Annotated in this window: 10 protein-coding genes; 6 read left to right on the forward strand and 4 right to left on the reverse strand. The window is 37.3% G+C overall.

The genetic code is table 11. From position 1 onward, the window contains the following. Positions 1-46: 46 nt before the first annotated feature. Genes nosZ through ACSBFT_RS20065 form a run of 3 tightly spaced genes read right to left on the reverse strand, consistent with a single transcriptional unit; the run spans position 47 to position 3,080 of the window. Positions 47-2,005, reverse strand: a complete 1,959-nt coding sequence (gene nosZ, locus ACSBFT_RS20055) for a Sec-dependent nitrous-oxide reductase (protein ID WP_489602185.1) — start codon at positions 2,003-2,005, stop codon at positions 47-49. 35 nt (positions 2,006-2,040) lie between these two features. Further along, a complete protein-coding gene (locus ACSBFT_RS20060) occupies positions 2,041-2,601 on the reverse strand; it encodes a fasciclin domain-containing protein (protein ID WP_463047851.1) in 561 nt (186 codons plus the stop codon). Positions 2,602-2,612: 11 nt separating this feature from the next. Then, entirely contained in the window at positions 2,613-3,080 is a 468-nt protein-coding gene (locus ACSBFT_RS20065) for a c-type cytochrome (protein ID WP_489602186.1), read from the reverse strand. A gap of 779 nt (positions 3,081-3,859) precedes the next feature. Between ACSBFT_RS20065 and ACSBFT_RS20070 the strand changes: the two genes are divergently transcribed. From ACSBFT_RS20070 to ACSBFT_RS20095, 6 genes are all read left to right on the forward strand, one after another. Then, on the forward strand, positions 3,860-4,801 hold the full coding sequence (locus ACSBFT_RS20070; protein WP_489602187.1) for a nucleoside hydrolase: 942 nt from the start codon (positions 3,860-3,862) through the stop codon (positions 4,799-4,801). Positions 4,802-5,181: 380 nt separating this feature from the next. Further along, complete coding sequence (locus ACSBFT_RS20075; protein ID WP_489602188.1) at positions 5,182-6,384, forward strand: site-specific integrase; 1,203 nt, start codon at positions 5,182-5,184, stop codon at positions 6,382-6,384. 556 nt (positions 6,385-6,940) lie between these two features. After that, positions 6,941-8,332: an HNH/ENDO VII family nuclease gene (locus ACSBFT_RS20080; protein ID WP_489602189.1), complete on the forward strand. Its 1,392-nt coding sequence runs from the start codon at positions 6,941-6,943 to the stop codon at positions 8,330-8,332. Positions 8,333-8,343: 11 nt separating this feature from the next. After that, positions 8,344-8,784, forward strand: coding sequence for an SMI1/KNR4 family protein (locus tag ACSBFT_RS20085; RefSeq protein ID WP_489602190.1), 441 nt, complete (start codon positions 8,344-8,346; stop codon positions 8,782-8,784). A 345-nt stretch (positions 8,785-9,129) separates the two neighbouring features. After that, the gene (locus ACSBFT_RS20090; protein ID WP_489602191.1) at positions 9,130-9,585 is read left to right on the forward strand and encodes a hypothetical protein; all 456 of its coding nucleotides are present in this window, start codon (positions 9,130-9,132) and stop codon (positions 9,583-9,585) included. Positions 9,586-9,650: 65 nt separating this feature from the next. Further along, the gene (locus ACSBFT_RS20095) at positions 9,651-10,022 is read left to right on the forward strand and encodes a hypothetical protein (protein WP_489602192.1); all 372 of its coding nucleotides are present in this window, start codon (positions 9,651-9,653) and stop codon (positions 10,020-10,022) included. Between the two features lie 280 nt (positions 10,023-10,302). Here ACSBFT_RS20095 and ACSBFT_RS20100 read toward each other — a convergent pair whose 3' ends face one another. After that, positions 10,303-11,505, reverse strand: a complete 1,203-nt coding sequence (locus ACSBFT_RS20100) for an ATP-binding protein (RefSeq protein ID WP_489602193.1) — start codon at positions 11,503-11,505, stop codon at positions 10,303-10,305. Between the last annotated feature and the right edge of the window lie 147 nt (positions 11,506-11,652).

Consider the following 11,652-nt stretch of genomic DNA (forward strand, 5'->3'; position numbering starts at 1 on the left):
TGGAGGGAAATAAATAAATACTCCCCTCCAATAGAGTTATATATTTCTAGTCTTCACCGAGTGACCAAGACAATGGTAAAATAGAGTTGTTTTGAGACACTCTAACATAGCCCTGCATTTCTTGATGAAGTGCAGAACAGAAGTCTGTACAGTAGAATGGCCATACACCCACTTGTTTTGGTTCCCAAGTAAAGGTCTCTGTTTGACCAGGCATAATTAGGAGTTCAGAAGTATTAGCACCAATCATAGCTACACCATGAGGCACATCGTAATCTTGCTCTAGGTTGGTTACATGGAAGTATACCTTATCACCTACTTTAACGCCTTCAATATTATCAGGAGCAAAGTGACTTCTAATCATGGTCATATAGACATGCACTTCTCTGCCTTTTCTTACTACTTTAGTATCGGCTTCGCTTTTGACCGCATATGGGTGCTTATTATCTGCTAAGGCGTAAAATTTCTTAGATTTCGGAGCAATTAAGCTTGCAGGAATACCTGCAGCATAGTGCGGTTCACCAATAGTGGGGAAGTCTAATAATAGCTCCATTTTATCACCACTTATATCATACAACTGGGCTGATTGAGTTACCTCAGGACCTGTTGGTAAGTATCTGTCTTTAGTGATTTTGTTCATGGCCAATACATATTTACCGAATGGTTTTCTAGAGTTACCACCTGGTATCATTAAGTGACCCACAGAGTAATAAGTTGGTTTTCTGTCAATGACCTCCCAAGTACCTAGTTTCCATTTTACCACTTCAGAAGAGATAAAGAAAGTAGTATAAGCATTTCCTTTGCCATCAAATTCTGTATGCAATGGACCTAGACCGGCTTGTTGTACAGTACCAGCATTTATGGCTTCAAAATTCAAAATTGGAATACCATAAGCATCACCATCAAAGTTTTTGGCGTTAATCGCTTTTATCATTTTACTAAATGAATGAATGGTAAGGTTGGATGATAATTTACCACTACCAACGATAAACTCTCCGCTAGGGTCAACATCGCAGCCATGTGGAGATTTAGGTGTAGGCAACAAATAAATAGCACCAGGGATTTCTCTAGGATCTACCACCAATACTTCTTTTTTCATAGTAGAAGTAGCCGAGTGAGTCTCATCACTATATACATTATGAGCATAGTTTGCAGGCATTTTTTTACCTCCACCACCATTAACATACGCTTCTACTTTCTTCCAGTTAATGGCTGCAATAAAGTCTTTGTCGTTTTGGGAAGCGTTTACTTCTAAAAGTGAGTTTGCTTCTTCTGTATTATAGGTAGTAAAGAAAAACCAACCATGCGAATCTCCACGACCAGGGTGAGATAAATCATAGTTAAAACCAGGCATTATAATCTGGAATTTAATATCCATAGCACCATCTTTAGGGTCTACAGAAATGAAAGATAACGCACCTTTAAAGTTTCCTTTATAGTCTTTGATTGGCATATCTCTTTGTGGAACAGGTACCGAGAAACGCGTTCCTGCCACTACATACTCCGTGTTTTCTGTCACAAAAGAAGAAGAGTGATTACCAGCACTATTTGGGATTTCAATTATTTCGGTAGTCTCAAAAGTAGTAAGGTCAATTTTTGCAATTCTTGGTGTATTATTACCATTGATAAAGAGAAACCTGCCGTCTAATTCACCCGCTGTTTGTGAAATGTCTGGGTGGTGAGCATCATCCCAAGGTATAAAACCATGTGACGTGTTAAGCATTGGTTTGGTTTCTTCGTTATAACCATAAGCTTTTTCTGGATCTTGAGAAAAAACAGGGATTACTTTAAATAACCTTCCAGATGGCAGACCATAAACAGCCAACTGTCCACTGAAGCCTCCAGAAACGAACGCATAAAACTCATCGTGGTCACCTGGTTTTACGTAAACTTTTTCTGCTGCTCCTTCTGCTAAGGCAGAGTTTGACTTGCTGTTCTTCGAGCTACAGGCCGTTAAGATGCCTAGAGGCAACAGAAGCAAAAGTGATTTTTTGAAAATATTTTTCATGATTTTATACATCATCTGTTTATTAAGATTTAAAACTATTCTATGGTAGGTGGAAGAAGTACCGCATCTATAACATGAACTATCCCGTTACCAGCAGGTACGCTTGCAATGATATTTGCACCGCCAATTTTGGCTTTGCCATCTACTACTGTTATTTCCACGTTTTGATTATTGGCTTGTCCAAGCTTTTTGAACTTCGTCAAGAAGTCTGCTTTTAAGTTTCCTGGAGTTACGTGATATTTCAGAATGTTAGCTAAAGCGGCTTTGTTTTCTGGTTTCAATAAACTTTCAACGGTGCCTTCAGGTAACGCGTCAAATGCCGCATTTGTAGGGGCGAAAACAGTCAATGGCCCCACATTTACAAGGGCGTTTTCTACCTGAGCTGCTTGAACGGCAGCAACTAGAGTGGTGTGATCAGGAGAGCCAATGGCAATCTGTAAGCAATTTGGGGTTGAATTTTCATCTTCGATAAACGCCTGACCTGTTCGTTCCAAGTTTTGTGAATCGTCAGATAAACTGGATTCTGTAGAGCTACTTGTACACGACATTATGGTGTATGAAAAAGCAAGTATAATAACTAGGTTTAAGTGTTTCATTTTCATCTTATTTATATGGTTCTGAAATATTCTAGGACCGCTCTCGCCTCATCTTTAGTCAGGTTTTGATTGGCCATTGGAGCACCGTTAAATTCAATCATGAGGGCTTTGGCATCTGGGTCTTCTACCACCATGACTTCTGGATTTAATATCATATTCATAATCCACTCTGGAGTTCTTCTTTCCAAGACACCCATAGGAGAAGGTCCTATAAACTTTTTATCTAAGCTGTGGCATGCGGTACACTTTGCTTTGAATATTTCTTCCCCTTTTTTGGCTAGTTCTGTGTCTATTTCTGCCGCAAGTGTCACCGAGGTAATAGGGCCAACACCTTTGTTTTTCGCAGTGGGAGCAGCATCCACTTCAGCGGTAGCGACCGCTACTTCGTTTTCATTTTCTGTTTTAGATTCGCTACTTCCGCAGCTTGCAATTAACAGGCTTAAGAATAACATAAAGGTTAAAATAGAGGTGTTTTTCATTGGTTTAATTATTTTATTAATACACTATTACTGTTTTGTAAATTCGGGATATAAGTTTCTTAAAATGGTTGGCATTTGGTAAGCGACCTCCAATATGATTAAAGGTGCTAGAGGCGGACAGAGCTAAAATTTCATGTCTAATGCTATAGATTTCGGAAAGGTCTAGTTCCTGTAGCCAACTAGCTGGAAGCATCGCTTCGATATATTTGTTACCCATCACAAAACTTATTTTAAATGAACACTACAAAGTTACTTAGAAGCAGAATCTGGACAATATTGTCCAGTACTTAAGTGTCATGTTTTCATCTGATTGTCGTCATAATTTTAAGGAAAAGAATAGCTTAAGGTATGCTATCGAAATGCTGTTTTTTTTGTTAGAGCCTTTTCCCAATTAGAGTAATAGTTCAAGTGCTACTTTTATTTTGCACAAAAAAAGAGGGGTAGCACTCTTTTTTAAGGTCGACTACTTACTTGATAAATACTCGTTTTTTTGGACGTTTTACGTTTTGTTCAACTAATAAGAAGCTTATCAGAGGGTGGATTCTTATCAGCAAAAGCAATGAAAAATGCTAAAGCAAGGTCAGTGGTTTTTGCAGGTACTGATGTTATTCTTTGGATGGCTTAATGCAATCTCATTCGAGAAGAATATGGGTTTTTGAAAAACAATGACCTCTAAATAGCCTTTTACAGTAAATACCCTTAGTTTAGACCTGCTATATATTAATAATATTGAGCTAGAATTTTATAGTATGAAAAAAGGTATTTTGGTTTGCTTATGTATGTTTCAAGTGTTAATGGTGTTTGGGCAGAAGCCTCAACCAGTAAAGGTGATTTTTGACACCGACATGGGACCAGATTACGATGATGTAGGAGCCATTGCCATGCTACATGCTCTTGATGCAAGGGGAGAATGTGAAATTTTAGCCTGCATGGCTAGTGATTCACATGAATTGGTTGCTCCCACAATTGACCTTTATAATCAGTACTTTAAGCGGCCAGATATCCCGATTGGCTTAGCGGTAACCGATGCTCCGGGTATTCTTTCTCCCAATAACTGGAATGATTCGTTGTTTAATCATTTTGAATTATCCAAAAATGCTTACGAACCTGCAGTTGGTCTTTATAGGAAAATACTGGCGAATCAGCCAGATGCAAGTGTGGTCATTATTACTGTAGGATTTGCATCAAATCTGGCGGCACTTTTAGAAACAAATCCTGATGAATATTCAGAGTTATCCGGGTTAGAACTTGTTCGTAAAAAGGTACTTCGTTGGGTGACTATGGCTGGGAGGTTTCCTGAAGGAAATGAGTTTAATGTAAGAAGAGTTCCGGACGCCTCGTATTCTGTTTATCGGGATTGGCCAACCCCCATTCTTTTTAGTGGTTTTGAAATAGGACTCCCAATACTGACTGGCGGGCCATTGAAAGAGCTTGATCCTAAAAAAAATCCAGTCGCTTGGGCGTATGAATATAATTCAAGAACCTATAAGGGTCAGAAAGGTTTCCCAAAAGTGTCCTTTGATCAGACGGCAGTCCTTGTTGCGATAAGAGACCCTGAAGATTATTTTTATGTTCTTGGTCCAGGGACGTTTAAGGTATTCAAAGATGGCACCAATGAGTGGATCCCAGAAGGGGGGAAGCAACACTTCTTCTTGGCTCATAAATATCCGTATGAAAAAATTGAAGAGGTTATAGATGAATTAATGATCTATGAACCCTGAAACTAAGAGTATCATAACCGATAAAAGATTTATATAAGCAGGTCTTGGTAATGAGTTTGTTTAAAACAGAGAATCATAGGAATTTCTGTGATTCGATTTATGCGGTAGGCAGTAGTCGGTTGCAAATTCAATATATAGCCCTGGTGGGGATATGGCTGAATTGAATTATATAAATAACTGAATTAAACGAATTTAACGTCTAAGGTTGTGGCCCCGCTAGGAATCGAACTTATTGGTATTTATTTGTACATATTTTACTTAAAAACACTAGTTATCAAGTAGTTGTAAATTTAGTCTATTTGCTATAACTTCTATTTTTATCCATTTTACTGTTACACCTACTGTTACCATTTGTATATTTACTTATGAAAAATTAAAGTATGAGTAATAAGGCAACGACGAAAATAAGGCTAAGGCCAGATCGGAAGAATAGAGGAGGTAAGCTAGGCCTTTATATTCAAGTCTGTATTAATAGTAAAGTTAAACTTTACCCAACTGGGCTAAGCATTGAGTCGGCTTACTGGGATGTGAGAAATCAGAAAATCAAGCGTATCCCCGGAAGTAACGATCATACTCAATTTAATTTGGTTCTTGAAAAAAGACATCAAGAGATTAAAGATGTTATTTTTCAGAAAACAGTAAACGGGGAGCGAGTTAATTTCGAGACAATATCTTGTGAACTTATTCCATCGGAACAAGTGCCCACTACTTTTATTGGTTTATTTCATCATTTCTTAGATTCAAAGTCTCAGGAATATGGCGTTGGAACAACAAAAGGTTATAAAGTGCTATTTAACCAAGTAATGGAATTCAGGAAAGGGAAAGACATACTTGTAAAAGATCTGGATTTTAGTTTTTATGAAGGCTTTAAAAAATGGTTACTGAAAGAAAAAGGGCATAAAAATGATACCGTTAACAAAAGGTTGAAAACGTTAAAAACTTTTTTAAGATACTGTGGCAACTATGACCTTTTTGATATTTCAATGTTATCGAAATTTAAAATGCTTGAAAGTAAACCAACCACTCGAATTGCCTTAAGAGAGAGTGAATTGGTAAAGCTATGGGAGTATGATTTCTCAGATAAAATTAGATTGGAAAGGGTCAGAGATTTATTTGTCTTTGCTTGTGCTACAGGCTTAAGGGAATCTGACGTACAGAATTTGAAGAAAGCGAACGTGAGAAATGGAAATATTTATATTAACTCCATTAAAACGAGTACAGAACTTGAAATTCCTTTGAATAAATTCTCTCAATGCATTCTCGAGAAGTATGAATATAAATTACCTAAAATCTCTCAACAAAAGCTAAATGATTATCTTAAAGAGGTAGGTAAACTGGCAGGACTAGATGATGAAGAGGTAGTTGTTTCCTTTCAAGGTGGAAAGAGAACAGAAGTTACCATGCCGCGTTATGAATTATTAGTTTCACATGTCGGGCGAAGGAGTTTTGTTACAATAAATATACTCAAGGGAGTTCCCATTCCCGTTATCCAATCTATGACTGGTCATAAAGACCTTGCCTCTTTTCAAAAGTATATAAAAATTGGAGAGAGCGATAAAAGGGCGGCAATGGAAAGGTGGTAAGAATGTGAATTTGCAATCCTGCATGTACGAAAACCCAGTTAAGCTTTTCTTCTTACAAACCATTCGAAAGTCGAGTATTGTTTGGAAAATAGGAATTATAGGAATATATAGGAAGTTCCAAATTAATTGAATGCTGTTTCATTCCAAACTTAAGATGAACGATTTGCCTTCTGAGAAAAGTTTTACAATTGATAAAAGACCTAGAATTTTAATGAAGTAAAGTCCCTTAAATAGGTTATGTCCTGTAAAACTCTTTCATAAGATTTGATAATTCATTTAGTGAAAGCATTCTAATTCAAATACAAACGTACTAATTACTTGACTTTTTTTGTTTTCGTGGAACAGGATTGATTTTGTTTAATATCGAGTACAAAAGTAGCTGTCAAATAAATACTATCTCAATTGTTCCATTTTCTGTATATTCCGATGAAAGTGAGCCACCCATTCCGGTTCAAAGTGGGCCACTAGCCGAGGAGAGAAAATACAAAAACAGAATGCCCCGCTGCCCGTATCTGACGGAGCAAGCGAGTCTTTTCCAGCTGGCAAAATAGACTATATGGCGGGCATGGTGTATGTGAGCGAGAAACTGGAGTTTATACATACGGCAGAAGGGCGTGCTCTACCACCGCTTGACATCTCAGAGACTTTTAACGCTACCAGCCTGCTGACCAACTATTTTAGATATGAATATCAGCAAAAAGATTACCAAGGAAACCTGCGTACGGCATGCCGCTGTGGAGAGAAATTTTCCAATGGCACGCTTATTCCTGCAGATTTAGGCGAAGACCCTAGAACGCTGGTACAAGAAAGCCACTATGACCCTTGGGGCTTAAATTTGGCAGGCATAGAGTTTCAAGCCGGGCAGCCTAAAGACTGGTGGCAGTTTAACGGAATGACGGAGAAAGGGTATTTACCCGACGGCTCCTATATGTATGAAACTAGTTTCAGAGGTTATGACCCACAAATAGGTAGCTTTAGGCAAGTAGATTTAATGTATACGTCTTTAACAGGAATTAACGGCTACCAGTACAGCTTTAATAATCCAGTGAATTTTAATGACCCAAGTGGACTTTTCCCTTGGCCAGCTTTTCTTCAAAATATTTTCAAAGATGGGGGCTCATTAAATCCTATTCCCTTGGATGAGATAGTAGTAAAAGGAGTTAAAAGCCCGGGCTTGACTGCCACAGGGTTTAATCAGATAGCCACGAGTTTTACTAATAGTGCAATAAACGGTTTAGCTTGGTTAACACCGCCGGCACAAATATCTATGATTAAGGGTAATCCAGGTCAAGGTGCTCAAGCAACAGTTAGGCAAACAAACCCTAGTGCCAACCTTTTTACCGACCTCCAGAATAAATCACAACAGCCTGTTTTTAGTTCAGATGGCGTTAATACTTGGGTTTTAGCCTATCGTGTGACGCACGGTGCCTTGGATGGGGTTTATTCTCTTTTGTTTAATAATCATATCTCGGGAGAGGGTTTTGAAAATTATGATGATAAAGTAGGTACTAGATTGTTTGGATTATATTCTCTCATGACCGGGCCATTATCTAAACAAATAAGTGCAAATTTACGTTATTCCGTTAATGGAGGCAAATACTGGAATAAACCAATTACATTCGATGGAGTCAGAGTTTTCCAAAGGAATGATATTTTCAACCCAAATAGAGTAAGCTCATGGAAAGTTAATGGAAAAACTGTAACAGGAACTAATATTGAAAGAATGGCTTCTGGTAGGGCTCCAATAGGGGTTGATGGGAAGTCAGTAAACATACATCATATGATCCAAACAAATTCTTCTGGTATGGCTGAAATGACTCAAACATTTCATAAAGTGAATCATCGTATAATTCATATTAATCCTAACACTATTCCTTCAGGTATCAATAGAAGTCAATTTGATGTATGGCGTAGTAATTATTGGATAAATAGAGCTAGTAACTTTTAATTAGAATGATTATGAATTTTGAAAAAATAAAAAAAATTGTTGAAGAAAACTCGGGCATTATAACATTTGGTGAATTTGGTCAGGGTGTTTCGGATTCTTGGATTGAAAATGCACAAAATCGATTGGGGGTAAATTTCCCACCTTCCTATAAATGGTGGCTCAAGAATTATAGCGGTGGTGAGATTAATGGGGAAGAAATTTTTAGTATTTATGCAATAGATTTTGATACAGTAGTTGGAGGTGATATTGTGTATATAAATGAATTAAATCGAAAAAATGGCACTGCCACTGATCTGCAATTAACTATACAAGAAAATGACCAAGGTGAGTCCTATTATTTTAATTTAGAAGAAGTTGATGCGGATGGAGAAAGCCCAGTTTATAAAGATGTTGATGGAAGTTTGTACGCAGAGAATTTCCTGGATTTTCTAATCAAAAAGATTAAGGAATAAAGTTTTAAAATCTTACTCTCACTTGTCTAACTATTTAATTTTCCATGGCAATGTCTTCTGAAAGTTATAAAGCTTCTCTCTTTAACCCATTTTTGCTTGATGACTCTGCGGTGAGCCAAAGAATAAGCTGCTTTGATAAAGTAATGGGAGATGAATTATAATAGAGTTTTTTTTTCTGATAGCCTTTTTATAGTTTTTAAAGAATGCTTCAAGTAAATCTTTCTAAAATGAAAATCACTTTATTATTCCAAAATGCCTTTACGTTTGTTCGCAGTATTTATTTTTTTATAATAACTTATTTTTCAGGTATTAATAAAAGTTCAAGGCACAATAACAATTCTTAAAATGAAAATATATACAAATACCATTTTGCTGTTTTTTAGTATGTTTTTTGCAGGTTCGGTCTTCGCCCAAGATATCGTAATTACCTCACCCAGCACCATACTATACAAGCAGCAAGAGTACAAGCTTAAGTTTGCAACACCTATTTTCGAGACCAATTTTGAAAGTTTAAATGAGTTCAATAAGGCTAAAAAGACCGGTAAAATAGGCGACATTATAGGTATTGGGGCTGGAGCCAGCGGTGTTTTAGCGGTAGTGAACTTACTTGGAGGTACTAAAAGTGCAGCTAATAGGTTTGCTCTTATTGGCTTAGGTTTGGGTATTGCCTCGGTTCCTTTTCAAGTCAAATCTAAAAAGCACTTAAAGTCTGCTGTAGCCCTTTTTAATGGCTCATCTGATGTTTCTTATTTAAAGCTTAGGTTTAGCTCTAATGAATTAAAGTTGGTTGTTAGTTTATAAATCACACAAAATAATGCTTAAAAAACTTACTAAAATATTCTTTTTTCTTTTTAGGTCATAGTGCCATGGCTCAGCCAAGTTCTACTGGGGCAAACATGGTAAATTTACCAATATACACTTTGCAAGAGGGCAAAGTCTCTGTTCCTGTTTCCATTAATTATGATAGCTCGGGTGTAAAGGAAAACCATGTCTCTTCTAGAGTGGGCCTAAATTGGCATTTAAATGCTGGTGGTAGAATATCTAGAGAGGTTAGAAGTAAACCAGATGAGGTTTATGAAAGCCTTGATCTCAAAATCACTGCCTCGGATGACAATGTGGTGAAAGGCCGCCTTTATGAGTTTGATGAGGCCAATATGAATAAGGAAGCCCTATTCAGAGATACTGAAGTGATATATTTACCCTTCAGATGGCAGGATCTTCTGTTTCATTTATTTTGAAAAGCAGAGCATCTGCTGAATTAATTTGATATGAGTTTTCTGATGAAGTTATATTTCTTGATAATAGCAATAATTTGAAAGTTAAGTTTATGCTTTATGTAAATTCTTCTTTGCCCTATGCAAAATCGCCGATATCAATCCTAGCCAATGGATTAGCTACGCCTTACAAAACATTCTTCTCACTAAGCCAAGCCAGTTCCACAACATGCTCCCAGCTAACTTTGGGAAAAAACTATAGGTGCTCTTGCTCGGGTGGATACCTTTTGTCCATAATTTCATGTCAATACAAAAATCCAAAGAGCCAAAGCGGAATAGTATTTCCGATGCCCGTTTCTATCTCGTCCTTTGCTAAATAGGCATTTTCAATTCCTGCAACTTGCTTCCCATCTTTGTTTTTTCCACCTACTTCTATGGTAATTCCTGATTGGTCTAAATAGAAATCACCTTTCTTTGGAAGAGAAACTTCTAGTCCAGCATTTCTGAGCTGATTAATAATAAAGGTTTCCCGCATATTGCCTATTTCAGGGTTCGAGAACAAAGCATAAGAAAGATTACTATTATCTAGATATAACTTGTCGGGCTTTTGTAAAGTAGAAACACCCTTGCCCGTTTGGTGAAGTTGACTTATCAAATGAGCTGATTCTAAATGCCCTAAATAAAGGTAAATTAGGTCTCTACTTACACCCGTTTTTCTACTAATCTCAGATACATTTGGCTTAAATGGCACAGATTCAGCTACCACTCTAAGCAGCTTCTTTACCTTTTTATTAGCCTCGGCACTGTAGCCTTCTATGTAATTCAGGTCAGTGTCTATCACGGTATTAATTACCTGAACCAATCGCAGTAAATAATCCGACTCCTGAATTTCCAAATGAAAAGGGTAGTACCCATTTTTTAGATAGGCTTTGAGCAGCGGTATGACTTGTATTTGCTCCGCAATTTGTGCAGATAGTCTTCTAACATCGGTGAAAATGTTTTCTATTTCTATCTTATCAAATTTTTGGTCGAGCGAAAAATTAATGTACTCTCTGAAGGAAAGGCCATGAAGCTGATAGACGGAAGCCCTTCTACTTAAATCAGACTCTCCCCTAAAAATATCAAGAGCAGAGGAGGCCGAAAAAACTATTTTAAGCTCCGGGAAACCATCATAAATAACCTTTAGCTCCCTAGACCATCTTTCGTATTTATGAACCTCATCTATAAACAAATGTCTGCCGCCGTTTTGGTAGAATTCTTTCGCAAAATCATAAAGGGAGTTGGTGAAGAAATAGGGGTGCTCCAGTGTGGCATATAAGGCCCATGGAGAACCCGTTTCAAAATTCCCTTTGATGTACTGTAGCATCATGGTGGTTTTACCCGTACCACGAGGCCCCTTAATGCCCATCATTCGCACGGACCAATCTATCTCTTCATAGAGGTATCTAAATCGCTCCGTTTGCGTATTTTTTATTAAATTGTCGTGATAAGACCACAATTCTTCCATGTTATTGTATGTTATTCACGACAAAGATACGAATGGGTTTGGATATAAATTAGTTTTACACTATCTGAAAATATCAAGGGAGTTCCCATTCCCGTTATCCAATCTATGACTGGTCATAAAGACCTGGCCTCTTTTCAAAAGTATATT

This window comes from Arcticibacterium sp. SM2516 (assembly GCF_057914865.1).

Coding starts and splice junctions, on each gene's coding strand:
- ACSBFT_RS20060 (WP_463047851.1), bottom strand. CDS start 2,601: ATGAAACACTTAAACCTAGTTATTATACTTGCTTTTTCATACACCATA.
- nosZ (WP_489602185.1), bottom strand. CDS start 2,005: ATGAAAAATATTTTCAAAAAATCACTTTTGCTTCTGTTGCCTCTAGGC.
- ACSBFT_RS20080 (WP_489602189.1), top strand. CDS start 6,941: ATGGCGGGCATGGTGTATGTGAGCGAGAAACTGGAGTTTATACATACG.
- ACSBFT_RS20070 (WP_489602187.1), top strand. CDS start 3,860: ATGTTTCAAGTGTTAATGGTGTTTGGGCAGAAGCCTCAACCAGTAAAG.
- ACSBFT_RS20085 (WP_489602190.1), top strand. CDS start 8,344: ATGAATTTTGAAAAAATAAAAAAAATTGTTGAAGAAAACTCGGGCATT.
- ACSBFT_RS20075 (WP_489602188.1), top strand. CDS start 5,182: ATGAGTAATAAGGCAACGACGAAAATAAGGCTAAGGCCAGATCGGAAG.
- ACSBFT_RS20095 (WP_489602192.1), top strand. CDS start 9,651: ATGGCTCAGCCAAGTTCTACTGGGGCAAACATGGTAAATTTACCAATA.
- ACSBFT_RS20065 (WP_489602186.1), bottom strand. CDS start 3,080: ATGAAAAACACCTCTATTTTAACCTTTATGTTATTCTTAAGCCTGTTA.
- ACSBFT_RS20090 (WP_489602191.1), top strand. CDS start 9,130: ATGAAAATATATACAAATACCATTTTGCTGTTTTTTAGTATGTTTTTT.
- ACSBFT_RS20100 (WP_489602193.1), bottom strand. CDS start 11,505: ATGGAAGAATTGTGGTCTTATCACGACAATTTAATAAAAAATACGCAA.